A 22443-nucleotide genomic window follows, 5' to 3' on the forward strand; every position below is an offset into this window, starting at 1 on the left:
GGGAGCGCGGCCCGCTCAGCGGGCCGGCGCGCCGCCGGGCCGCGCGAGGCGCGTCCGGCCGAGCATCCGGAGCGTGACGCGCCGCCCGAGCTTCATCGCCGGGTAGAGAAGCCGCGCGCGTCCGGGGCTGCGCAGCAGCCGCGCCAGGAGCCGGCTCGCCGCGCCCCGATCGTCGCTGAGGCGCGACAGCAGGACGAGGGCGTCCGCGCCGTAATAGAGGTCCGGGCCGTGCCGGACGACCATGCCCTCGTCGAGGTCGTACCCGCGCCGCGCGATCTCGTCGACCAGGGGACCCCCGCTCCGGGCGTCCACCAGGGCGACGGTGCCGACCGACCGGCGCAGGGCCATGAGGTGCACGTAGTTGGAGCAGAACGGGCATTCGCCGTCGTAGACCACCGTCAGGGCGGCCTCGGTCGAGGGGGCGGTCATGGGGTCAGGTCGATCCTGTGCTCGGCTTCGGACACCACCCGGCGGACGGGGACGCCGTCCTGCAGGCTGAAGCAGACGGATTCGCGCCGGTACACGTAGGCGACGATGTCGGCCATGGCGAGGGTGTCGAAGCCGGCGGCGTACTGGAGCGGGACGAAGAAGTGGTGCGGATAGACCGCGTAGGGGAACAGGCCCGTCCTGTCGCGGATCGCGCTGACGAGGCGGTGGTAGCCCCGGACGTAGGCGTCCAGCGCCGGCCCGTCGATCTCCGACTTCGAGTATTCCTGACCCAGGCCGTCCGGTGCGGTCAGGACGGGAACGTCGCAGGTCGTCGAGGCTGTGACCTTGCGGAAGACCTGCGTGCCGCCGTTCGGGTTGTCGAGGGCGAAGGCGTTCGCCGCGTCGGGCGCGCCGTAGGCCATGTGGGCGAACGGGTAGGAGTAGAAGGTGAAGAAGTTGGTCGGCACGTAGTGCCGCCGGCCGGTCCGGTCGACCGCCTCGAAGTACATCTTGTTGTTGGCCAGGGTGTCGTACCAGCCGAGCCAGGCCTGGGTCATGAACGTGTTGCCGGTCAGGATGAACAGCACCGACAGGATCCCGACCGAGACCGGGGGCCGCTCGTAGTGCCGGCTCACGACGACGGCCGCGATGGCGAGGTTCAGCATGATCCAGGGGGCGAAGTTGGCGCCCATGAGCACGATGATCGACAGGTGCATCACGTCGAAGCCGAGGAGCAGCAGCAGCAGCCAGCGGCGCGGCATGAGGATCCCCACCAGGGCGATGCCCTGGCCGACCAGGATGAGCGTGTTGGTCAGCGCGCTCGAATGGCTCAGGATCGTGCGCATCGCCTCCACCAGCACGGGCCAGCCGGCGTAGGGGACGTGGTTGTTGTCGAGGCCGACGATGAAGATCTTGCCGGGATCGTTGTTCAGCAGCCACGAGAACGGCCCATCGTCGAGCGTGACCTTGGCCAGGAATGACGAATAGTAGTTGCCGAGGTGGATGCTGATCGCCGCCGCGATCAGCACTTTCGAGAACATCGCGCTGGCCGACGCGACGTCCGACCGCGCCGCGGCGCCGAGCCCGCGCCAGTCGCGCAGACGCGCCGTCCCGTGGGCGACCAGCAGGCCCGCGACGAGGCAGAAGCTCACCTCCGCGAGCGGCACCACGTCGATGATGTGCCCGTGCCAGAGGCCGGTCACCCGGATGACCGCCTGCTTGCTCCAGACGAGGTAGGTGGCGCTGATCAGGGCGAGCGAGGGCCAGCGCAGGCAGAGCACGCCGCCGGCCACGGCCGCGACCCACAGCACCGCGATGGCCGTGACGGCGACGGTCGCCTTCGCCCCGGGCAGAATGACGGGGAAGAGCGGGTAGTGGATCAGCGCGTAGCCGCCCGCGATCACGCCGATCATCTGCAGCAGCCGGACCGACGCGAGATCGGCGGCGGCGAAGCGCACCCGCGTCATCGCGAGGGCCAGCGCCACGGGCAGCACCACGCCGTAGTAGTTGTTGATCGCCGTGACGCCGTGCGAGACCTTCAGCAGGACCAGCAGGGCGCCGATCTGCGCGAGCAGGATCAGGTAGTAGCGCGCCCGCTCCGCCACCGGTCGGACGAGGCGTCGTAGGGCGGTGTCGAGGGCCTTGTCCGAGCCGGTGATCGGGAGCGTGCTGCTCATCGTCTGTCTTCCGCCGCGCTGGTGCGACCGCCGCTGCGCGCAGCGACGACCTCTCATCCTCAAGGGCCCGCTTTGACGGGGCGGCCAGCGGCCGAACGGGGTCCGCCGTCATGCGGGCGTCTCGAGGAGGACCCGCCGCGGACCTGTCCTGCCGCCCCGGGTTCCTGCCTCGCCGGAGAGCTTGGCACTTCACGGGGGTGTGAGAGGCTGCAAAGAGGGCGATCGCCCCTACGCCTTTCGGCTACCCCGACCGTCCCGGCCCCCGGGCTCTACCCGCCGCTGCGCGCGGTGGGACGGGCGTCAGCGCGGCGCCTGTCCCGCCAGCGGTGAGGTCTCGTCGACGAACGTCAGCTTGGCGGCGACCCGCTCCGCCAGGACCCGGCGGCGCGCGGCGAAGAGGGGCTTGAGGATCGGGTTGCCTTTCAGGAAGGCCGCGATCCTGGAGCGGGACGTGAAGATGGTCGACTCGAAAGGTTTCCGCGAGACGGCGTTCGGGACGAGCGCGCGACCGCATGTCAGGGCGCCGCGCTCGAAGAAGTAGGCCCAGTTGTCCGACGTCACCGCGACCGGGCGGTTGGCCCGCAGGATCCCCTCGGCCGCCGACCGGGTGATCACGTAGGCTGCGGCCGTGCCGAGACTGCTCATGTCCATGGGCAGGCACAACCGGTATTCGCCGATGGTGACGGTGTCGACCGAGCTGAACGGCCCGACCGTCTCGGCCCAATTGAAGAGCAGGACGACGTCGCCCGGCCGCAAGGCGGCCTCGATGCCGGCCACGATCTGATGGATCTGCGGCGGCAGAACGACGTCATCCTCGACGATGAGCGCGTGCGGCAGGTCGAGCGCGATCATCCGCTCGTAGGCGCTCATGTGGGACAGCGCGCACCCGATCTGACCGGCCGTCAGGTCGGGTTGGAACGGGGCGTTCGGATCCGGGACCGGGCCTTCATAGCCGGTGATCTCGCAGCGCGGCCCCCACTCCTCGGCGAGGTGCCGGGATAGGTAAGCGTGCCGTTCGCGGAACCGGGGCAGGGAGATCCCAAAGCAGTACATCGTAGTCACCTCTGATGGGGCCCGTCGGGCCGGCCGCGTTCGGCGGCCGTGATCCTTCCCGACCGCGTCCACGGCTCCGGCCGTCCGGATCTGCGCCGGGGTCCGGACGGCGCTCCGGCCTGCGAGCTCAATCGCGGGCGGCCGGGTCGCTCCCGTCGACGGTCGGCGACCGCACCACCGGCAGGATCGCCGCCAGCAGGAGCTGGTGGAGACCGTGATTGACGAAGAGCGGGCACTCGAAACAGACCAGGACGAAGAGCTGGCTCATGAACAGGATCGGCCACGCCTCGACGTAGCCGGAGGAGCGCGCGAAATGGGCGATCACCCGGCGCGCGGTGTCGAGCAGCGCGGCCGTGAAGAGGACCAGGCCGACGATCCCGAACGCCACGGCCGTGTCGATGAAGTTGTTGTGGAAGAACCACAGCTTCTGCTTCGTGACGAAGTGCAGGTAGGCGGCCGTGGTGAGCGGGCTCTCCCAGTAGGCCTTGTAGCCGATGCCGATGAGCGGCTCCCGCCAGAACTGGTCGAGGCCGAACTGCCAGAGGATGGTGCGGCCGGTCAGCGTGGTGTCCTTGCCGAGATCCGACAGCACGCTCGCCGAGATGTCGGCGCCCCGCGCGGCGACGACGAGGATGCCGACGCCCGCCAGGGCGATGGCGATGCCGAGGCAGAAGCCCGTCACGTGCTTGCCCTGGCGCCACGCGAAGATCGCGGCGAGCGGCAACAGCCCCGCGGCGGCCGCCACCAGGGCCGTGGCCGAGTGCGTCGACACGAGGAGCGCCAGGGCCAGGCAGAATCCGAACGCGGTCAGGAGACGGTTCCAGCCCTGCAGGAACAGGCAGGCCGCGCAGAGGATCTGGAGGCTCGACAGGGATCCGAGGACGTTCTTGTGCGAGTAGATCCCGGCCCAGTTGCCGTCCGTCCCGCGCGTCAGGGCGGGCGCCGCCACCGTGAGAAAGGCCGACAGGAGCTGTCCCGCCAGGAGGCCCAGGAAGACGATCCTGACGAGGCGGGACAGGCCCATCGTCGTCCGCAGGGTGATGCCGGCCACGATCGTCGCGAGCAGCTGGAGCCCGTGATAGGCCGAGAGGCCGGGCGTCAGGGACCACAGGGCGGACGCGATCGCCAGGAGCGGCCAGCTGAGCAGCAGCAGACGGCTGCCGAACAGGGTGGCGGCGAGGTCGCGGCGCATGACCAGGAACGCGAAGGCGATCAGGTCGCTGCCGATCCAGATCGCCTTGTCGACGCCCGGCAGCTTGATCTGCTCGCCGACCACCGGGGCGAAGAGGAACAGGACGATCCACGCGGCGGCGGCCACGCCGAGCCGCGGCATGGCCTCGGCCCCGCCATCGCCCGGTGCGCCCGAATGGGCCCAGCGGTGATCCGTTCCGTACGGCCCGCCCGGCGACCAAGCGAGGCCGCCGGCAGGACCGTGTCCGAGGCCCGTCAAGTGTCGTGGAAACGCCATCGCTCGATCTCAGACGCCCCGGGTGAGGCGGTGTCCCATCCGCCCCGCGGCCTGACACCGCTCGAGGCTGCCGCGGACACGCCCCCTCGCGAGTCGACGCTATCCCGGGCATCCCGGACTCAAGAACTCGACCAAACGAGGTAGCGGCGGCGCGGCGCTCGGGGACGACCGGATCGATGCGCGGTCCCGCCGGGCCGGATGAAACAGCGCGGCCGGGCCCCGTGGGATAAGATGCCGCACCGAAGATCGGCCGCCGCGACGTGAGCGGCCCGGTATCTTCGGCGCCAATGTCTGAATTCATACATTTATTCACATCGAAGGCACCGAAATCCGGTGTGCGGCCCGCTCTCAATCGAAGATCTGGGCAGTCGCGACGGAACTCACGGGACGATTAGGCACTTGGGAGATCGATAAATCCTGGAGGAGCGTTTGATGAAGGTCTCACACTTGGCCGGCGCGGTTGCGCTTCTGGCCCTCGCTGCCGGGCCCGCCCTCGCGGCCCCGTGCAACACCGGAACCACGAAGTCGAACAGCCCCGATCAGCAGGCATCGAATCCCAAGAGCTCCGACGTCGACAAGTCGAGCAAGAATCTCGCTGGCGGCAACCAGCCCGCGTCGCCCGGCACGGTGGGTGCCATGAACAACGTGGGCGCCAACCAGACCGCCGACCGTCAGGCGCAGACGGACGCCGGCTCCAAGTCGAACTCGACCGATCCGGCCGCCGCGAACCTGGCCGGCGGCAACCAGCCCGCGTCGCCCGGCACGGTCGGCGCCATGAACAAGGCCGCCGCCGATCGGCAGACCGCCCCGGTCTCCGGCAACGATTGCTGATCCGAACCGACATAATCCCAGCAGACCGGAAGCCCGCCTCGCACCGTCGAGGCGGGCTTTCGCGTTCCCGAGCACCCTCGAGGCCAGACACACGACCGGAACCGAGCGTGACAGTTTGAGCTGGCCGAGTTCGGGTGTATTTGGCATCGAAACCGGGTAGATTCGGCAATCGGTCCAGGGGAGGAGAGCGACGTGCGTGGTCGCCGGGCGCTGCTGCTCATCGGAGGGGTCCTGCTCGCGGCGGCCGGTCTCGCGGTCACGCCGACGGGCGAGCGCCTCCGGGCCGATGCCGGCCCGATCGTCGCCGAGGTCCGGGCGCGCGTCGCGGCGCTGATCCCCGAGCGGCGGGACAGCCTGTCGGCGGCGGCGCAGCTTCCCGCACCGCGCACCGCCATCGAGGACGGCCGGACCCTGGTCCGGCTGACGCCGGCCGAGCGCGCCCGGATCGGTCTCGTCGCCGAGGCGCGTCCCGCCGTCCTCCACCGCCAGGAATTGACCGCCTACGGCAGCGTCCTCGACCTCGCCCGCATCACCGAGCTGACCAACAGCTACGCCGGCGCCGTAGCGGCGCTCCAGACGGCCCGCGCCCGGGTCGAGGTCTCGGCCAGCGCGGCCCGCCGGGCGCGGACCCTCGGCGCCGGCGTGGTGGCGGTGGCGCAGATCGAGACCGCCGAGGGCACGCTCCTGACCGATCAGGCGTCGGTCACGGTGGCGGAATCGCAGTTGCGCACCTTCGCGGCGACGGCGCGCCAGGAATGGGGGCCGGTGCTCGGAAAGGCGATCATCGAGCGGTCGCCGCTGGTGACGCGCCTGATCGAGCGGGCCGATTTCCTCATGCAGGTGACGTTGCCGCCGGGGGAGACTCTGCCGGAGGCGCCCAAGGCCGCTTTCGCCGAGGTGCCGCCGCAGAGCGAGCGGGTCGCTCTCCGGCTGGTCTCGCCGGCGACGCGGACCGATCCGCGGATCCAGGGGCAGAGCTTCTTCTATCTCGTCTCCGGCGACAGCGGTCTCCTGCCCGGGACCAGCACGATGGCGTTCCTGCCGGCGCCGCGCGCGGTGAAGGGCGTCCTCGTGCCGGAGGACGCTGTCGTCCACGGCGAGGGCGGCACCTGGGTGTATCGCGGGACCGGCGACGGCGCCTTCGTGCGTCACCCGGTGCGGCCGGACGCGCCGATGTCGGCCGACGCCTTCGTGGTCGAGGATCTGGCGGACGGCAGCGAGATCGTGCTGCGGGGCGCGCAGGCGCTCCTGTCCGAGGAGATGAAGAGCCGCATCCGCGTCGTGGGCGACGACGATGACTGAGCCGCCCGCTGCCGCCGGTCGCGGCGGTCCGCAGGCGGCCCTCGTCGGTTTCGCCGTCCGGCTGCCCAGGGTGGTCCTGGCGCTCGCCTGCGCCGTCCTCGTCTTCGGGCTCTACGCCCTCTCGGGCGCGCGCTACGACGTGTTCCCGGAATTCGCGCCGCCGACCGTGACCATCCAGACCGAGGCGCCGGGCCTCGATTCGGAGCAGGTCGAGGTGCTGGTCACGCAGCCCGTGGAGGTGTCGGTCGGCGGCCTGCCGGGCCTGGAGACCCTGCGCTCCACCTCGATCCAGGGCCTGTCGGTGATCACCGCCGCGTTCCGGTCCGGCAGCGACGTCGACCGCATCCGCCAGCGGGTCAACGAGCGCCTGGCGGCGCTCGCCGGCCGCATGCCGGCCGGCGTGGCGGCGCCCGCCATGACCCCGTTGACCTCCTCGACGCTGACCGTGCTCCTCGTGGGTCTCACCTCCGAGACCCGCGACGCCATGGACCTGCGCCAGGTCGCGGAGTGGACCGTGCGGCGGCGGCTCCAGGCGGTGCCCGGCATCGCCCAGGTCTCGATCTACGGCGGCGGCGTGCGCGCCCTGCAGATCCAGGTCCGCCCCGACGACCTGATCCGCTTCCAGATCGGCCTCAACGACGTCCTGACGGCCGCCCGGAAGGGGACCGGCGTGCGCGGGGCGGGCTTCGTCGACACGCCGAACCAGCGCGTCCTGCTCCGGACCGAGGGGCAGTCGCTCACCCCGGAGGCGCTCGGGCAGATCGTGCTCCACAACGACGGCGGGGCGAGCGTGGTGCTCTCCGACGTGGCGACCGTCACGGCCGCGCCCGAGCCGGCGATCAGCGCGGCCCTCGTAGACGGCAGGCCCGGCGTGCTGCTGATGATCGGCGCGCAGGTGGGCGTCGACACCCGCGCCGTGACCGCCCGCCTGGAGGCGGCCCTCGACGAGCTGCGCCCGGTCCTGAAGCGCGACGGCGTGAGCCTGCGGGCCGACCTGTTCCGGCCGGCGAACTTCGTGGACGTGGCCACCGGCAACGTGATCGAGGCGCTGGCGCTCGGCGGCGTGCTGGTGGTGGTCGTGCTCCTCGTCTTCCTCGCGGACTGGCGGGCGGCCCTGATCAGCGCCACGGCGATCCCGCTGTCGCTGATCGCCGCCGCCCTCGCCCTCCAGGCCTGGGGCGAGAGCCTCAACACGATGACCCTCGGCGGCCTCGCCCTCGCCATCGGCGAGGTCGTCGACGACGCGGTGATCGGCGTCGAGAACGTCGCGCGCCGGCTGCGGGAGTCGCGGGGCGGACGCCGCGGCCTGCCGCGCGTGGTGCTCGCCGCGATGCTGGAGGTGCGGACCTCGGTCGCCTACGCGACCCTCGCGGTGATCCTGATGTTCCTGCCGGTCCTGGCGCTGACCGGCGTCGCCGGCCGCCTGTTCGGGCCGCTGGCGCTCGCCTACATCGCGGCCGTCGTCGCCTCGCTCCTCGTGGCGCTCACGGTCACGCCGGCCCTGGCGCTCCTGCTCCTCGGGGGCCGGATGGGGCGCGACGCCGGCGCCGCGCCGCCCGATCCGCCCGTGGTGCGCTGGAGCCGCGCCGCCTACCTGCGGCTGCTCGCCGGGATCGGGCGGGTGCCGCGGGTCGCCATGGCGGGCGCCCTGCTGGTCACCCTCGCGGGCGCCGCCGTCCTGCCGACCCTCGGCGCGGTGTTCCTCCCCGACCTGAAGGAGGGGCACATGATCCTGCACATGGTCGCCATCCCCGGCACCGCGCTGCAGGAATCGGAGCGGCTCGGGACGCTGATCACCGGCGACCTGAAGGAGATCCCCGGGGTGCGCGCCGTGGCGGCGCAGATCGGCCGGGCCGAGGCCGCCGAGGACACCGCCGGTCCGCACTACAGCGAGATCCACATCGACCTCGAGCCCGGGCTCGACGGCGCCGCCCAGCGCCGGGTCGAGGGCGCCATCCGGCAGCTGATCGCCGGCTTCCCGGGGGCCGCCTTCTCGCTGAAGACGTTCCTCACCGAGCGCATCGAGGAGACGGTCTCGGGTTTCACCGCGCCGGTCGTGGTCAACGTCGTCGGCAGCGACCTCGACCGGATCGAGGCGGCCGCCCGCTCGGTCGCGCAGGAGCTCTCGGAGGTGAAGGGCGCCCGGGATGTCCAGCAGGCCTCGCCGGCCGGGCTGCCGCAGGTCACGGTCGCGCTGCGCCCGGTGGATCTCCGGCACTGGGGACTCGATCCCGTGGAGGTGCTGGAGGCGGTGCGCACCGCCTACCAGGGCGACACGGTCGGCCAGACCTATCGCGGCAACGCCGTGTTCAACGTGCTGGTGATCCTCGACGCCCGCGTGCGGGACCGCCTCAGCGCGGTGGGCGACCTGCCCCTGCGGACGCCGGGCGGGCGCTACGTCCGGCTGTCGCAGGTCGCCGACGTCTACGAGAGCGCCGGCCGCTACCAGGTCCAGCATCTCGGCGCGCAGCGGGTGCAGGCGGTGACCGCCAACGTCGCCGACCGCGACGTCGCGGGCTTCGTGGCGGCGGCCAAGCGCAAGATCGCCCGCGAGGTGCGGCTGCCGGAGGGGGTCTACGTGACCTTCTCGGGGGCCGCCGAGGCGCAGGCGGCCGCCCGCCGCGACCTGCTGGTCCATGCCGGGATGGCCGGCTTCGGCATCGTGGTCCTGCTGGCGATCGTCACCGGCTCCGCGGCGAACCTGCTCCTCGTCCTCGTCAACCTGCCCTTCGCGTTCGTGGGCGGCGTCGCGGCCGTGGCGCTCACCGGCGGTGTGCTGTCGCTGGGCTCGATCGTCGGCTTCGTGACCCTGTCGGGCATCTCGCTGCGCAACAGCGTGATGCTGATCGCCCATTACGAGCAGATGGTCACCCGGGACGGGCGCGCCTGGGACGCCGCCACGGCGGCGGCGGGCGCCGCGGACCGGATGGTGCCGATCCTGATGACGTCCCTGGTGACGGGCCTCGGCCTGCTGCCGCTGGCGCTCGGGGCCGGGGAGCCCGGCCGCGAGATCGAGGGCCCGATGGCCCTCGTGATCCTCGGCGGCCTGATCACCTCGACGATGCTGAACCTGCTGGTCCTGCCGGTGATGGCGCTGCGCTACGCCCGGTTCCGGCGCGCGGACCCCGCGGATCTGGAACTGACCGCGGTCGGGTCCTGAGGCCGCGGTTCGCCGGCGGCCCTACCACCAGCTCGCGCGGGTCTCGGGCGCGGGCGGCCGGCTGCTCGTCGCCGGGCGCAGGGAGTGGTCGAGGGCGGCGAGCACGCGGCGCACGGCCTCCTCGTAGGTCGCCGCCACCGGTTCGCGCGGCCGGGCGAGCGCGACCGGGACGGTCTCGTCGAGGCGCCCGGGCCGCGGGCGCATCACCACCACCCGGTCGGCCAGGGTGACGGCCTCCCCGACATCGTGCGTGACGATCAGGATCGTCGGCTTCGATTCGGCCCAGAGACCGAGGAGCTGGTCGTGCAGCCCCTTCCGGGTGAAGGCGTCGAGGGCCGAGAACGGCTCGTCGAGGAGCAGCACCCGCGGCCGCGCCACGAAGGCGCGGGCGATCGCCACGCGCTGCTGCTGCCCGCCGGACAGCTCCCGCGGCCAGCGACCGCCGTGCTCGGCGAGCCCGACGCGCTCCAGGGCGTGGGCGACGCGGGCGCGGCGCTCGGACCGGGACAGGTCGGCGAGGCCGAAGCCGACATTGCCGGCCACGTCGAGCCAGGGCAGCAGGCGTGGCTCCTGGAAGACGACGCCCACGCTCGGATGGGGCGCGCGGATCGTCTCGCCGTCGACCGCGACGGCGCCCGCGCTCGCGTGGTCGAGCCCCGCGATCAGCCGGAGCAGGGTCGTCTTCCCGCAGCCCGAGCCGCCGATCAGCGCGACGATCTCGCCCTGCTCGACCGACAGGTCGATGCCCGCGAGCGCCTGCGTGCCGTCCGCGTAGGTCTTGGAGAGGTCGTCGACGGTCAGCACGGGCGTCTCTCGGCGGGCGTGGCGTGGGGATCGCGGCGCGGGGCGGCCTTCCGGTCCGCGGCGCGCGTCCGGGACGGCGCCGCGGTCACAGGCTGTCCCGCACGGTATCCTGCCACCGGGTCAGGGGGGCTGTCAGCGTGACCAGGGCCATGTCGGCCGCCTTGCCGACGAGGGCGAAGGCGATGATCGCCGCCACGATCTGATCGGGCTTGCTGAACTGCTGGCCGTCCACCAGCAGGTAGCCGAGACCCTCCGAGGCGCCCATCAGCTCCGCCGCCACGACGAACAGGAAGCCGAGGCCGAGCCCCGTGCGCAGGCCCACCAGGGTCGCCGGCAGCACGGCCGGCAGCAGGATCCGGCGGGCGAGGGCGAGGCGGGACAGGCGGAAGATCCGGCCGACCTCGACCAGCTTGCGATCGACCGAGGCGATCGCGCCCGAGACGCCGACATAGACCGGGAAGAACACCCCCACGGCGATCAAGAGGACCTTCGGCGTCTCCAGGATGCCGAACCACAGGATGAAGAGCGGCACCCAGGCGAGCGACGGGACGGCCCGCAGCGCCTGCAGGCTCGGGTCGAGGAGCCAGCGCAGCGGCGGGACCGTGGCCACGAGGGCGCCGGCCAGGATCCCGGCCGCCGCGCCGCAGAGGAAGCCGAGGCCGACCCGCACGAGGGTCGCCTCGACATGCATCCAGAGATCGCCCGAGACGGCCAGGGCCCAGAGGGTCGCGGCGATCCGGCTCGGCGGCGGGAGCAGCCGCCCCGACGCCGCGCCGCTCGCGACCGCGATCTCCCAGCCGATCGCCAGGACGAGCGGCAGCAGCAGACCCAGGCCGGCGCGACCGCCCCGCCGCAGAAGCGGCACGCGGCCGCTCACTGTCCGGCGACGGGATTGAAACGCGCGTCGAGCAGCCCGTCGACGGCGGCGGACACGTCGGTGCCCGCCGGGATGATCCCGGCCTGCTGCAGGGCGGTGCCGGCCGCCTTGATCGACTGCGCCTGGGCCGGGCCGATCGCCGGCTGGGAGAGGTCGGTCCGCTCGAGCTGCCGGGCGATCACCGCCTCGGGCAGCTTGGTCGCCGCCACGAGGGCCGCCGCGAGCGCCTGCGGGTTGGCCAGCGCGTAGGCGCGCGCCCGCTCGTAGGCCGTGACCACCGTCCGGACGAGGTCGGGATGGGCGGTGGCGAAGTCCTCCCGGACGTCGAGCAGGCCCCAGGTGTTCGCCGCGGCGTCGCGGTAGACCAGCACGTCGCCGTTCTCGATCTCGGACGCCGCCATCATCGGGTCGAGGCCGGCCCAGGCATCGACGTCGCCGCGGTCGAGGGCGGTCCGCCCGTCCGCGTGCTGCAGCAGCACGAGCTTGGCGTCGCGCTCGGTGAGGCCGGCGCCCTGGAGCGCGCGGATCAGGAAGATGTGCGGATCGGTGCCCCGGGTGACGGCGACGCGCTTGCCCTTCAGGTCGGCGGGCTTGGTGATGCCGCTGTCCTTGCGGGTCACGAGCGCCGTCCATTCGGGGCGCGAGTAGGCGTAGATCGCCTTGATCGGGTTGCCGTTGATGCGCGCCACGAGGGCCGCCGCGCCGGCCGCCGACCCGAAATCGATGGCGCCGGCGTTCAGGAACTCGAGGGCCTTGTTGGAGCCGAGCGACTGGACCCAGCGGACCTTGATGCCCCGCGGCGCCAGCGCCTCCTCCAGGAAGCCCTTCTCCTTCAGGAGCAGACCGACCGGGTTGTAGGTCGCCCAGTCCAGGCGGATCTCCTTCGGGTCGTCGGCGCGGGCCTCGCTCGGCGCGAGCGCGCCGAGGCAGGCCAGGGCGAGGCCGGCGGCCAGGAGGGATCGGCGGGTGGAGCGCATGGTCGGGCCTGATGTCGTGGCGAAACGGAGGGCGGGGTGCGGGGCCGGCGCGGGGCAGGGGATCCGCGCCGCGGCGCGGTCCCGAGCGGTCTCGTTCGGGCGGCTGGGTTCAGGGGCGCGGCGCCGTCGGCGTAACGATCGGCCGGGCGCATCCGGCGCGTCCGAGACCGGGGACCGCCCCGATCGCGCGATCCGCGCCGACACATCCCCCGGCTGCGGGATCACGCCCGGTCCGCCCCTGCGTCTTCATCGTACCTGCGCGGCCCTCGGCGTGACTGTGAATACAAGATCCTGTCGGCCGGTCGCGGAGTCAACAAAAGGGCTTTCTCTACTTCGCGGCGTCGAAGCAAGAATTTTCGGTCGGCCGACCCAGGACGAGAAGAAATTACGCGTCCGCGCGCGCGAGGAGCGGCGTCTGTCCTCCCCAGCCGCGCCGCGGCCACGCTGGAGCCGCGCGGCCCGCACTCACGTGAGACCGCGGCTGCGGGCTGACGGTTCCTTCCGGCGCCCGAAGGCGCGCCAGGGTGGCGGCTGCCACGACGGTTGAACCGCCAACGCTCGACTGTGGGAAGCGATCCGCGCCCGCGCCAGGACTGTAACCGTTGCCGCATCGCCGAGCGACGTGCAGAGTTCGATGTCTCCGGCACGGGGGGAACTCTGCCATGGTCTCGAGAATCGTCGTGATCGGCGGCGGCTTCGCCGGTCTGTGGGCCGCCGCCGCCGCGGCGCGCGCCCGGACCGAGTTCGGCCTCGGCGACCGCGTCGCGGTCACGGTGATCGCGCCGGACCCGTTCCACGTCATCCGGGTCCGCTGCTACGAGGCCGATCTCGGCGCCCTGCGCGTGCCCCTCGACGACGTGCTCGGGCCGATCGGCGTGGAACGCCGCGAGGCGCGCGCGATCGACATCGACCCCGCGGCGCGCACGGTCACGGTCGAGTCCGCGGTGTCGTCCGCAGCGTCGTCTGCCGCGTCGTCTGCCGCGTCGTCGGGCGTCGTCGAGACGCTGGCGTACGACCGCCTCATCCTCGCCGCCGGAAGCCTGCTGTGGCGCCCCGAGATCCCGGGAATCGCGGGCGCCTTCGATGTCGACACCTTCGCGGGGGCCCAGGCCCTCGCGGCGCATCTCGATCGTCTCGGTGACCCGGGCGGGCCGGATGAGGCCGGCCGCTGGACCGCCGTCGTCATCGGCGGCGGCCTGGTGGGACTGGAACTCGCCTGCGAGCTGCCCGCCCGGCTCGCCGCTGCCAGGGACCGGGCCGGGGCCACGGGTCCGGTGCGGACCATCCTGATCGACCACGCGCGCGAGGTCGGGAGCGCCATGGGCGCGGCGGCCCTGCCGGGGATCCGCGAGGCCTTGCGCGATGCCGGCGTGACCTGCATCGGCGGTGCGCGGGTTGGTGCCGTCGATCGCGCCGGGGTGACGCTGGCGGACGGGACGCGCCTGCCGGCGTGGACGAGTGTCTGCGCCACCGGCATGCGGGCGAGCCCGCTGGGCGGCACGCTCGGCCTCCCCCTCGACCCGCTCGGGCGCCTGCCCGTCGACGCCTTCCTGGCCGTCCAGGGGCTCGCTGGCGTCTACGCGGCCGGCGACATCGCCTCGGCTGCGGCGGACGATGCCGGTCATCGCACGGTGATGTCGTGCCAGCACGCCCGGCCGATGGGGCGGTTCGCGGGTTTCAACGCGGTCTGCGATCTCGCCGGCCGGCCGGAGCGGCGGCTGCGCTTCGCCGCGCCCGACTACGTCACCGTGCTGGATCTGGGCGCCTGGGGGGCGGTCTACACCGCCGGCTGGGATCGCGGCACGCTGGTCTCGTCGGGCGCCGCCGCGAAGGCGACGAAGCAGATCATCAACGGCACGCGCATCTATCCGCCCCTCGACCGCGACGCCGCGTCCATCCTGGCCGCGGCCGCGCCGATCATCCAGGCCGCGCCCACGACGCAGGCCGCGCGATGACGCCGGCCCGATCGCGGCCGGTCCGGGAGTCCGGTCGTCGGCGGTCGATAACCTGGCGAAACCGCTCGAAGCGCCTCGGAAATTGGGATCGATCCAGGGGAAGATTGTCGAGCCTTCCCGTCCGGGCCTGCCGAGACTGATCGGGCCGCCACGAACTGTCCGGGATTCGCGCCGCCGCGCCGCCGATTAACCACCCATTAACCATACCGGAGATTGTATTAGCTATTGCCAAAATCCCGCCAGGGTAGAGCCATCATGGTCGCGGCCCCCACAGCCACGTGGTCCCACATCCTCTCGCAGGTCGCCGACAGCCTGGACCGCTTCGTCGAGGGACCGTCCGCCGAGATCCTGAAGCTCAAGCCGTCCTTCGACACGGTCGAGGGGCCGGCCGCGCTGTCCGCGCCGCGCATCGAGCCCGTCGCGCACCCGCCGATCCTGCCGGAACCCGCGGTCAACGACGCGGGTCCCGCGCCGGTCCCCTGCGAGTCCGAGGCGGTGTCGGACTGGATGAGCACGCTCGACATCATCACCGGCATGGCCGGCCGTGCCGAAGCGCAGAAGCAGCGCCTGCAGGAGCAGAGCATGTCGCACGAGGCCGCCCTGGCCGCCGCGCAGCGCGCGCTGGCGGAGACCCGGCACCGCCTGCAACTGTCCGAGATGCGCGTCCGCGAGGTCGAGGCCCGCGCCGATATCCGGCTGCAGCGCGTCCAGGCCGAGGCGGACGCCCAGGTGCAGGACATCCGCGCGGAGGCCGAGGCGCGCGTCCGGACGATCCGCGCGGAGGCCGAGGCCTGGGTTCGGGCCGCCGAGGAGCAGGTCCGCGTCGCCGACCTGCGCGCGGAGACCGCGGAGAAGTGGCTCGGCCGGATCGACGCGGCCGCCAAGGCGCTCCTTCTGGGCGGCCACGTGAGCCGCGGGCCGGCGGGCGCCTGAGGCCGAGGGCCCGGGGCCGGGCCATGTCCGCGTCGGGCACCCGGCCCCACCGCGGCGCCGCTTCAGGCCGTCCGCCGGGACCCGTTTCCGGACGCGCTCCGCGCCGAGGACGGAGCGCCGCGGTCTCCCGCGCGGTCGAGGCCGGATCGCCGATCCGCGGGTGGACCGTACCGATCCGGTCTGTCGCCGTCGCGGCACTCGCCCTGGCGCTGCCCCTCTGCGGCTGCGTCTCCGGCCGCGCCCCGTCCGCCGACATCGCCGTGGCGGAGCCTCCGACGGCCGCGCCGGCCGCGGCGCGGCCCCCCGATCCGGCCCTCGACCCGGCCATCGTCGCGGATTCGTCCGGGTGGCGCCTGCGGCTCACCCACCTCTGAGGCGCGGCCTTCCCGGCACGGCCGATCTCCTCGGCGGCCTCCGCGCCCGCTCAGAGTCCGAACGTCACCCGACCGCGTTCATCGATCCGCCAGGCCGGGTTCCAGGCGATCTCCCAGGCATGTCCGTCCGGATCGCTCAGATATCCGCGGAATCCGCCGTGGGGCGGTTCGTCGGCCGCGCGCAGGAGCGTCCCGCCCGCCGCGACGAGCCGCGCGATGGTGGGCGCGACGTCGCCGCGGTTCGGGACGTTGTGGGCGAGGCAGAACGCGCTCGGGCTCGGTTCGCTCGCGCGCCGCATGTCCTGGTCGAGGTTGGGGTTCTGCCAGGTTCCGAGCATGAACCCGTTCATCTGGTAGAAGACGATCTCGTCGTTCTCGAACACGGGAGCCCAGCCGAAGCCGTCGCCGTAGAAGGTGCGCGACCGGCCGAGCGATGAGACGCCGAGCGTGATGACCGAGATCTGCTGCTGCATCGTCGGATCCTAGCATCCGACACGGGCGCGTCGCGCGAAATCTCGAAGGCCTTGCGCCGTCGACACGATGCCAGTCGGCCAGCGCACGCGGTGGACGGGCCCATTCTCCGGCCGCGCGCTCGGCGCCGACGCGCCGCTCTCTCGATCCTCAGTCTTACAGAATGTTCACGTCGTCGAAGGGCAATTGTCAGCTAGGCAGCGCAACCCGGGAAGCGATCAGGGATTGACGAGGGAGAGCAGAGTTGAAGAGCTCTCAGGCCCCGGCAGGGGCGATTCACTTCAGGGAGTCGAGACGATGATCGATCCTGGCACTTTCCGCGAAGCCATTCTCGCTGTGGTTGTTCTTGGAGGAGGGGCTCTCGTGGTCGAACAGTACATCCGCACCCGCGCCTGGCCGCGTTCCCGGCAGAATGGCCCGGATTGCGGGGAGCGCACGCGCTGAGCCGCGCACGATCCCGAACGATCCGGCGACGGATCCGGCGATGGAGCGGAGATCTCCGAGGCGGTCGGCGCGAACCTCGAGGATCTCCGCGGCGGCGCGCGCGGGAGCGTCCGCCCGGATCACGCCTGCCGCGCGGCGGCCGTGACGGAGGTCGACCGGGTTCGTCCGATACTGCCGGACTTCGCAGGTCGTAAGCAACGCGGTCCACGAATATTGCTCGCCGACCGCGTCGTCGCCTATTCTCGACGCTGAAGGCCCGCCAAGACAGGCCGGCGAATGAGGGCGCGATCATGGGCGCGAACCGGCGACACGCGGTCCCGGACTTCTCGGGCTACCCGGACCTCGTCGTGATCTATCTCGGGATGAAGGTCCGCACCCTGGCCGGCGTGAAGACCCTGCTCGGCTTCGGGCCGCGGATCGACAGGGTCGGCGCGGCGCGGCCAGAGGGCCTCCTGCACTACGAGAACAACATCATCTTCAGCCTGCGCCCGCTCCATGTCGGCATGCGCTGGTATTGGCGGGACATGGACAGCATGGTCGCGTGGTCCAAGTCCGAGCCGCACCGGATCTGGTGGCGGGATTTCCTGCGCGACACGCGCGGCGTCGGCATCTGGCACGAGACCTACCACATGCGCGGCGGCATGGAGGCGATCTACCACGACATGGCCGAGCCGGTCGGATTCGCGGCCTTCATGCCGATGCAGGAGGCAAGGGGCTCGCTGGCGGCTCGGCACGGGCGTTACGCCTCGTCCGACCTGCGCGACCTCCCCGCCGACAACGCGCCGGACGCCGCAGTCCCGCGCTGAACCTCCGGCCGCCCGGCCGGAGTTCCGGTGCGGCGGATGAGCCGTGCGCGACGCGGGGTCCGCCCGTGCGCACGGTTCGGCTGGACACCGGCCCGCGCGGAAGGCACGGAGCGGAGCAGGCACGATGACGGTCGGTTCGATGAGACAGGGTACCCTGCGCCTCGGCGCCTTCTTCTACGCGACCGGCCACCACGTCGCGGGCTGGCGCCATCCCTCCAGCGAGGCCGACGGCGGGCTCGTCCTGGAGCGCTATGTCGGCTGGGCGCAGCGCGCCGAGGCCGCGAAGTTCGACCTCATCTTCCTGGAGGACGGGAGCGGGATCCGCGACCTCGACCTGCGGTCGAGCGAGCGCACCGCGCGCTCGACCCATTTCGAGCCGCTGACGCTGCTGTCGGCCCTCGCGGCGGTGACGAGCCGGATCGGTCTCGTCGCCACCACCTCCACCAGCTTCAACGAGCCCTTCAACGTCGCGCGCCGGTTCGCCTCCCTCGACCATCTCAGCGGCGGGCGCGCCGGCTGGAACCTCGTGACCTCCGCGACCGACGCGGAGGCGGCGAATTTCGGCGGCGACCGGATCGGCCGTCACGCCGACCGCTACGAGCGCGCCGAGGAATTCGCGGACGTGGTCCTCGGCCTCTGGAACACCTGGGACGACGGCGCCGTGATCATCGACCGCGCGAGCGGCCAGTTCTCGAAGCCGGACGGCTTCCGCCCGCTGGATCACCGGGGCAAGCATTTCGAGGTCCGCGGTCCGCTCAACATCTCGCGGACGCCGCAGGGCCAGCCCGTGCTGGTGCAGGCCGGCGCTTCCGGGCCCGGCAAGGACCTCGCGGCGCGGACCGCCGAGATCGTCTTTACCGCGAACCAGACGCTGGAGGAGGCGGTCGAGTTCTACGGCGATCTCAAGGGGCGCATGCCCGGCTTCGGTCGTGCGCCGGATGATCTGAAGATCATGCCCGGCCTGTTCCCCGTCGTCGGGCGCAGCGAGGCCGAGGCGCGGGCGAAGTTCGAGGCGCTTCAGGACCTGATCGACCCGGTGGTCGGGCTGGCGCTGCTCGGTCGCATGATCGGCGGCCACGATCTGTCGGGCTACGATCCCGAGGGGCCGGTGCCGGAGTTGCCCGAGACCGAAGGCATCAAGTCCCGCCAGCAGCTCATGTTCGACCTCGCCCGCCGCGAGGGCCTGACCCTACGCCAGCTCTACCTGCGCATCGCCGGCGCGCGCGGCCACTCGCAGATCGTCGGCACGCCGGCCCAGATCGTGGACGAGATGGAGGCGCGGTTCCTGGCCGGCGGGGCGGACGGCTTCAACATCATGCCGCCGACGCTGCCCGGCGGCCTCGACGACTTCATCGTGCTGGTCCTGCCGGAGCTGCGGCGGCGTGGCCTGTTCCGCACCGAGTACGAGGGCCGGACGCTGCGGGACCATCTCGGCTCGCGCCCGCCGGCCGGGTTCGGCCCCGGTCGGGCCGCGGTGTAGCGGCGGGCCTCTTCCCGGGTCCGATCGGGCGAGGCGTCGCGACCCCCTGCGGCGTCTCGGACCGCATCATGATTGCGCACAAGCGATCCCCGCTGTGGTACAGCCACGCCACGAGGGCCGAAGGCCGCCATCGGCGAGTCGTGACAGGGGCGACCGGGCATTGACGGATCAGCAGGAACGCACGCGTTTCGAGGCGGAATTCGCCCGCACCGACGCGAGCACTGACCCCTTCGTCTCCGCCGTCCGGGCGACGCGGATGCCGATGCTGATCACCGATCCCCATCAGCCGGACAACCCCATTGTCTTCGTCAACGCCGCCTTCTCCAAGTTGACCGGGTACGGCCACGACGAGATCATCGGCCGGAACTGCCGGTTCCTTCAGGGGCCCGAGACCAGCAAGGCCGACATCGCGAAGATCAGGGCGGCGATCGCCCGCCGCGTGCCGATCGAGATCGAGCTCCTGAACCACAAGAAGAACGGCGAGCTCTTCTGGAACCGGCTGCTGATCTCGCCGGTCTTCGATCGCGACGGGGAGCTCACCTACTTCTTCGCGTCGCAGTTCGACGTGACGCTGGAGCGGGAGAAGCTCGCGCGGATGCAGCGCGACCGGGAGGCGCTCGAGCAGGAGATCGAGCGCCGCACCAGCGACCTCACCCGCAGCGAGGAGCGGCTGCGATTCATCCTGAAGGCCGGACGTTTCGGCTCGTGGACCCTCGATCTCGCCGACATGCGGCTCGTGGCCTCCGAGACCTGCAAGGAGAACTTCGGGCGGGTGCCGGGCGAGGCGTTCAGCTACGAGGACCTGATCGCCGCGATCGAGCCCGAGGACCGGCCGCGCATGCAGGCGGCGGTGCAGACCTCGATCCGCGAGCACAGCGACTACGACATCGAGTACCGGGCGCGCACGCCCGGCGGCGAGCTTCGCTGGCTGCAGATCCGGGGTCAGACCTTCTACGACTCGGTCGGGCAGCCGCTGAGCATGGCCGGCGTCTCCATCGACGTGACCGAGCGCAAGCGCGCGGAGGAGCACCGCGCCCTCCTGGCCGACGAGCTGAACCACCGGGTGAAGAACTCGATGGCGACCATGCAGTCGATCGCGCACCAGACCCTGCGCAACGCCGCCTCCCTGGAGGAGGCGCACAGGACCCTCGACGCGCGGCTGCACTCGCTCTCGGCGGCCCACGACGTCCTGACCCGCCAGAGCTGGATCGGCGCCACGCTCGACGTCATCGTGGAGGGCACCCTCCAGGCGTTCCGGGGCGGGGCGGGACAGCGCTTCCTGATCAACGGACCGGAGGTGTGGCTGACGCCGCGCCTGACGCTCGCCTTCACGATGGCGCTGCACGAACTGGCGACCAACGCCGTGAAGTACGGCGCCCTGTCGAACGACCGTGGGCGAGTGGTCCTGAACTGGGACGTGGTCGACGGGGCGACGCCGGCCCGTCTCTGGTTCCGCTGGGAGGAGGTCGGCGGACCCGCGGTGACGGCACCGGCCCGCGGCGGGTTCGGCACGCGCCTCATCGAGCGGGCGCTGGCCGCCGAGATGGGCGGCTCGGCCGAGATCGAGTACCGCCCCCGCGGCGTGGTCTTCACGCTGGACGCGCCGCTGCCCGACCGCGCGTCCGCCGCGGCGGAGGCGACGGTCTGAGGATCGCGTCCCGCGGGCCCGCCGCCGGTCAGGTCATGCGGGTCAGGACGGTCTCGTTCCAGAGCCTGCGGTGCAGGAACGCCATCGCGGCGTGGCCGAGCACGACGACGAGGAGAGTGAAGCCCAGCCAGTAGTGGAACAGGTCGGCGGGCAGCATCATCCACTCGATCTTCGTCTCGCGCGCCGGCATCACCGGGATGCCGTAGGGCGCGAAGGGCTTGCCCGATCCGTACTGGCGCAGCAGCGCGAGGCTCGGGACCAGGACCATCAGGAGATAGATCAGGCCGTGACCGGCCGCGACCGCGCGCCCCGGCGCGCCCGGATGGGCGGGGCGCCGGTGAAGATTCGCGAGGCCCCACACTCCGCGCAGGAGCACGAGCACGAACAGGGTGAAGCCGAGGGTGAAGTGGCTGCCGCCGATGAGGCGGGTGAGCGCCGCATCGCCGATCGTGACGTAGAGCAGCGCCCCGGTGAATTGCCAGGCGAACAGGGCCGCCATCACCCAGTGGAAGCCGCGGCTGACGCGGCCGTACCGCTCCGGCGTGTCCAGCCAGACGGTCCGCGATGCGGTGGCGTGGCCGCTCTGCCCCGTCACGCGGCGTTCTCGGTCCAGAGGTCACCGGCCAGGCCGTCCCCGCGCAGGATCTCGGAGGCCGCGCTGGTGAGCGCCTGATCCGGTCCGGGCTGGCGCAGGTAGGTGGCGAGATCGCGCGACAGCCGCTCCAGCGGATGGCCGCGCAGGAAGCCCTGGAGGCCGACCGAGCGCTGGGCCAGCTGGAGGATGTCGAGGCCGGCGCGCTCGACCGCGAGGCGGACCAGGTTGATGTAGGCGACGACGCGCTCCGGCGGCATCGCCGCGTCCGACGCGACCTGCGCCCCGCGCTCGACCCAGAGACGCGCGCCCTCGACCGCGATGGCGCCCTCGCCGAGGCGCGCCAGCTGGTGCGGATCGCTCCCCCGGCCGAGGCGGCGCAGATGGCCGCGCCAGGCATCGAACACGGCCTCGATGCCGCCGAGTTGCACCGCCGCGAAGCGCCACGCGCCGCCCGAGAAGGCCGGCTGCCGGAAGTAATCGTCGGGCTGGCCGAGGATATCGTCGGCTGCGAAGGCGAGGCCGGTGAAGTCGATCGTGCCGGTCGCCGAGGCGCGCATGCCCTGCGCCCGCCACGCCGAGAGATCGGACCGCGTGCCGGCGTCGAGCGGCACCACCATCATCGCCGTGCCGCCATGTCCCGGATGCCGGGCGGTGACGAGGGCGCGGGTGACGAAGCCGGCGCCCGACGCGAAGGTCTTCACGCCGCGGAGATGGCCGTCGACGTCCGAGGCCTCGATCGTGAGGCCGCCTTCCCCCGGCTCGGTGTTCCAGACACCGAACAGATGGCCGGCGCGCGCGTCGGCGAACAGGGGGACGCGCTGGGCGGGTGAGCCGTACCGGGCGACGAGCTGGAGGGCGTTGACGTGACCTTCGTAGACCCGGCCGAGAGCGAGGCTTCCGTAGCCGACCAGCCGCAGAACCTCCGCCAGGGCACCGGCGCCCGGCTCCGTCCCGAGGCCCGCGCCGCCGTGATCCACCGGCACGGGCGCGGCGAGCAGCCCCAGGCGGGCGAGATCGGCGATGTCATCCAGTGGGAAGCCGTCGTCGTGATCCTGGGCGTCGGCGCGCGCGGGCGCCGACGCGGCGATCGCGCGCGCGGCCGCCTCGGAATCGTAGACGGGATCCAGGCGGGTCCACTGATCCATGCGCCTGACTCCTCT

General features: G+C 72.3%; 19 protein-coding genes. 8 read left to right on the forward strand and 11 right to left on the reverse strand.

Annotated features, from left to right (window positions below; all coding sequences use genetic code 11):
- Nucleotides 1-15: 15 nt before the first annotated feature.
- From ASG32_RS29020 to ASG32_RS29035, 4 genes are all read right to left on the reverse strand, one after another.
- Nucleotides 16-429 (reverse strand): DCC1-like thiol-disulfide oxidoreductase family protein, encoded by a 414-nt coding sequence (locus ASG32_RS29020; protein WP_020093073.1) that lies wholly within the window; start codon nt 427-429, stop codon nt 16-18.
- On the reverse strand, nt 426-2105 hold the full coding sequence (locus ASG32_RS29025; RefSeq protein WP_056533234.1) for a hypothetical protein: 1680 nt from the start codon (nt 2103-2105) through the stop codon (nt 426-428). The genes ASG32_RS29020 and ASG32_RS29025 overlap by 4 nt, the downstream gene beginning before the upstream one ends.
- A 300-nt stretch (nt 2106-2405) precedes the next feature.
- Nucleotides 2406-3158, reverse strand: a complete 753-nt coding sequence (locus ASG32_RS29030) for a glycosyltransferase family 25 protein (protein ID WP_056533236.1) — start codon at nt 3156-3158, stop codon at nt 2406-2408.
- A 127-nt stretch (nt 3159-3285) separates the two neighbouring features.
- Nucleotides 3286-4491, reverse strand: coding sequence for an O-antigen ligase family protein (locus ASG32_RS29035; protein WP_020093076.1), 1206 nt, complete (start codon nt 4489-4491; stop codon nt 3286-3288).
- Nucleotides 4492-5058: 567 nt separating this feature from the next.
- Between ASG32_RS29035 and ASG32_RS29040 the strand changes: the two genes are divergently transcribed.
- The 3 genes from ASG32_RS29040 to ASG32_RS29050 all read left to right on the forward strand — a co-directional run bounded on the left by ASG32_RS29040 (nt 5059) and on the right by ASG32_RS29050 (nt 9919).
- Entirely contained in the window at nt 5059-5457 is a 399-nt protein-coding gene (locus ASG32_RS29040; protein ID WP_020093077.1) for a hypothetical protein, read from the forward strand.
- 192 nt (nt 5458-5649) lie between these two features.
- On the forward strand, nt 5650-6759 hold the full coding sequence (locus ASG32_RS29045; protein WP_056533238.1) for a hypothetical protein: 1110 nt from the start codon (nt 5650-5652) through the stop codon (nt 6757-6759).
- Nucleotides 6752-9919 (forward strand): efflux RND transporter permease subunit, encoded by a 3168-nt coding sequence (locus ASG32_RS29050; RefSeq protein WP_056533240.1) that lies wholly within the window; start codon nt 6752-6754, stop codon nt 9917-9919. The genes ASG32_RS29045 and ASG32_RS29050 overlap by 8 nt, the downstream gene beginning before the upstream one ends.
- A gap of 21 nt (nt 9920-9940) precedes the next feature.
- Here ASG32_RS29050 and ASG32_RS29055 read toward each other — a convergent pair whose 3' ends face one another.
- The 3 genes from ASG32_RS29055 to ASG32_RS29065 all read right to left on the reverse strand — a co-directional run bounded on the left by ASG32_RS29055 (nt 9941) and on the right by ASG32_RS29065 (nt 12577).
- Entirely contained in the window at nt 9941-10723 is a 783-nt protein-coding gene (locus tag ASG32_RS29055; RefSeq protein WP_020093080.1) for an ABC transporter ATP-binding protein, read from the reverse strand.
- 85 nt (nt 10724-10808) lie between these two features.
- A complete protein-coding gene (locus ASG32_RS29060; RefSeq protein WP_244435397.1) occupies nt 10809-11588 on the reverse strand; it encodes an ABC transporter permease in 780 nt (259 codons plus the stop codon).
- An 8-nt stretch (nt 11589-11596) separates the two neighbouring features.
- Nucleotides 11597-12577: an aliphatic sulfonate ABC transporter substrate-binding protein gene (locus ASG32_RS29065; protein WP_056533243.1), complete on the reverse strand. Its 981-nt coding sequence runs from the start codon at nt 12575-12577 to the stop codon at nt 11597-11599.
- A 662-nt stretch (nt 12578-13239) separates the two neighbouring features.
- Here ASG32_RS29065 and ASG32_RS29070 point away from each other — a divergent pair.
- The gene (locus ASG32_RS29070) at nt 13240-14532 is read left to right on the forward strand and encodes an FAD-dependent oxidoreductase (RefSeq protein WP_056533245.1); all 1293 of its coding nucleotides are present in this window, start codon (nt 13240-13242) and stop codon (nt 14530-14532) included.
- Nucleotides 14533-14787: 255 nt separating this feature from the next.
- Nucleotides 14788-15465 carry a hypothetical protein gene (locus ASG32_RS29075; protein ID WP_056533247.1) on the forward strand — a complete coding sequence of 226 codons (678 nt, stop codon included), beginning with the start codon at nt 14788-14790 and terminating at the stop codon, nt 15463-15465.
- Between the two features lie 424 nt (nt 15466-15889).
- On the opposite strand, the gene ASG32_RS29085 is transcribed toward ASG32_RS29075, so the two are convergent.
- Together ASG32_RS29085 and ASG32_RS29090 are read right to left on the reverse strand one after the other, a co-directional pair.
- Nucleotides 15890-16312 carry a VOC family protein gene (locus ASG32_RS29085; RefSeq protein WP_056533251.1) on the reverse strand — a complete coding sequence of 141 codons (423 nt, stop codon included), beginning with the start codon at nt 16310-16312 and terminating at the stop codon, nt 15890-15892.
- A 274-nt stretch (nt 16313-16586) separates the two neighbouring features.
- Nucleotides 16587-16952, reverse strand: a complete 366-nt coding sequence (locus tag ASG32_RS29090; RefSeq protein ID WP_157862098.1) for a hypothetical protein — start codon at nt 16950-16952, stop codon at nt 16587-16589.
- A gap of 92 nt (nt 16953-17044) precedes the next feature.
- Here ASG32_RS29090 and ASG32_RS29095 point away from each other — a divergent pair, with 92 nt between their 5' ends.
- The 3 genes from ASG32_RS29095 (at nt 17045) to ASG32_RS29105 (ending at nt 20688) form a co-directional block, all read left to right on the forward strand.
- Nucleotides 17045-17560, forward strand: coding sequence for a DUF4188 domain-containing protein (locus ASG32_RS29095; RefSeq protein WP_056533255.1), 516 nt, complete (start codon nt 17045-17047; stop codon nt 17558-17560).
- A 139-nt stretch (nt 17561-17699) separates the two neighbouring features.
- Complete coding sequence (locus ASG32_RS29100; RefSeq protein WP_056533390.1) at nt 17700-19040, forward strand: LLM class flavin-dependent oxidoreductase; 1341 nt, start codon at nt 17700-17702, stop codon at nt 19038-19040.
- A 160-nt stretch (nt 19041-19200) separates the two neighbouring features.
- On the forward strand, nt 19201-20688 hold the full coding sequence (locus ASG32_RS29105; RefSeq protein ID WP_056533257.1) for an HWE histidine kinase domain-containing protein: 1488 nt from the start codon (nt 19201-19203) through the stop codon (nt 20686-20688).
- Nucleotides 20689-20716: 28 nt separating this feature from the next.
- Here ASG32_RS29105 and ASG32_RS29110 read toward each other — a convergent pair whose 3' ends face one another.
- Nucleotides 20717-21283, reverse strand: a complete 567-nt coding sequence (locus tag ASG32_RS29110; RefSeq protein ID WP_082558090.1) for a cytochrome b — start codon at nt 21281-21283, stop codon at nt 20717-20719.
- Nucleotides 21280-22428, reverse strand: coding sequence for an acyl-CoA dehydrogenase family protein (locus ASG32_RS29115; RefSeq protein WP_056533261.1), 1149 nt, complete (start codon nt 22426-22428; stop codon nt 21280-21282). The genes ASG32_RS29110 and ASG32_RS29115 overlap by 4 nt, the downstream gene beginning before the upstream one ends.
- Nucleotides 22429-22443 lie beyond the last annotated feature (15 nt).

It is taken from the genome of Methylobacterium sp. Leaf361 (assembly GCF_001424445.1).
Classification (GTDB): domain Bacteria; phylum Pseudomonadota; class Alphaproteobacteria; order Rhizobiales; family Beijerinckiaceae; genus Methylobacterium.

Excerpts from the sequence above, each read along its gene's own strand:
- ASG32_RS29050 (WP_056533240.1), top strand. The coding sequence starts at position 6,752 with ATGACTGAGCCGCCCGCTGCCGCCGGTCGCGGCGGTCCGCAGGCGGCC.
- ASG32_RS29030 (WP_056533236.1), bottom strand. The coding sequence starts at position 3,158 with ATGTACTGCTTTGGGATCTCCCTGCCCCGGTTCCGCGAACGGCACGCT.
- ASG32_RS29115 (WP_056533261.1), bottom strand. The coding sequence starts at position 22,428 with ATGGATCAGTGGACCCGCCTGGATCCCGTCTACGATTCCGAGGCGGCC.
- ASG32_RS29025 (WP_056533234.1), bottom strand. The coding sequence starts at position 2,105 with ATGAGCAGCACGCTCCCGATCACCGGCTCGGACAAGGCCCTCGACACC.
- ASG32_RS29075 (WP_056533247.1), top strand. The coding sequence starts at position 14,788 with ATGGTCGCGGCCCCCACAGCCACGTGGTCCCACATCCTCTCGCAGGTC.
- ASG32_RS29085 (WP_056533251.1), bottom strand. The coding sequence starts at position 16,312 with ATGCAGCAGCAGATCTCGGTCATCACGCTCGGCGTCTCATCGCTCGGC.
- ASG32_RS29070 (WP_056533245.1), top strand. The coding sequence starts at position 13,240 with ATGGTCTCGAGAATCGTCGTGATCGGCGGCGGCTTCGCCGGTCTGTGG.
- ASG32_RS29035 (WP_020093076.1), bottom strand. The coding sequence starts at position 4,491 with ATGCCGCGGCTCGGCGTGGCCGCCGCCGCGTGGATCGTCCTGTTCCTC.
- ASG32_RS29100 (WP_056533390.1), top strand. The coding sequence starts at position 17,700 with ATGAGACAGGGTACCCTGCGCCTCGGCGCCTTCTTCTACGCGACCGGC.
- ASG32_RS29095 (WP_056533255.1), top strand. The coding sequence starts at position 17,045 with ATGGGCGCGAACCGGCGACACGCGGTCCCGGACTTCTCGGGCTACCCG.
- ASG32_RS29020 (WP_020093073.1), bottom strand. The coding sequence starts at position 429 with ATGACCGCCCCCTCGACCGAGGCCGCCCTGACGGTGGTCTACGACGGC.
- ASG32_RS29065 (WP_056533243.1), bottom strand. The coding sequence starts at position 12,577 with ATGCGCTCCACCCGCCGATCCCTCCTGGCCGCCGGCCTCGCCCTGGCC.
- ASG32_RS29040 (WP_020093077.1), top strand. The coding sequence starts at position 5,059 with ATGAAGGTCTCACACTTGGCCGGCGCGGTTGCGCTTCTGGCCCTCGCT.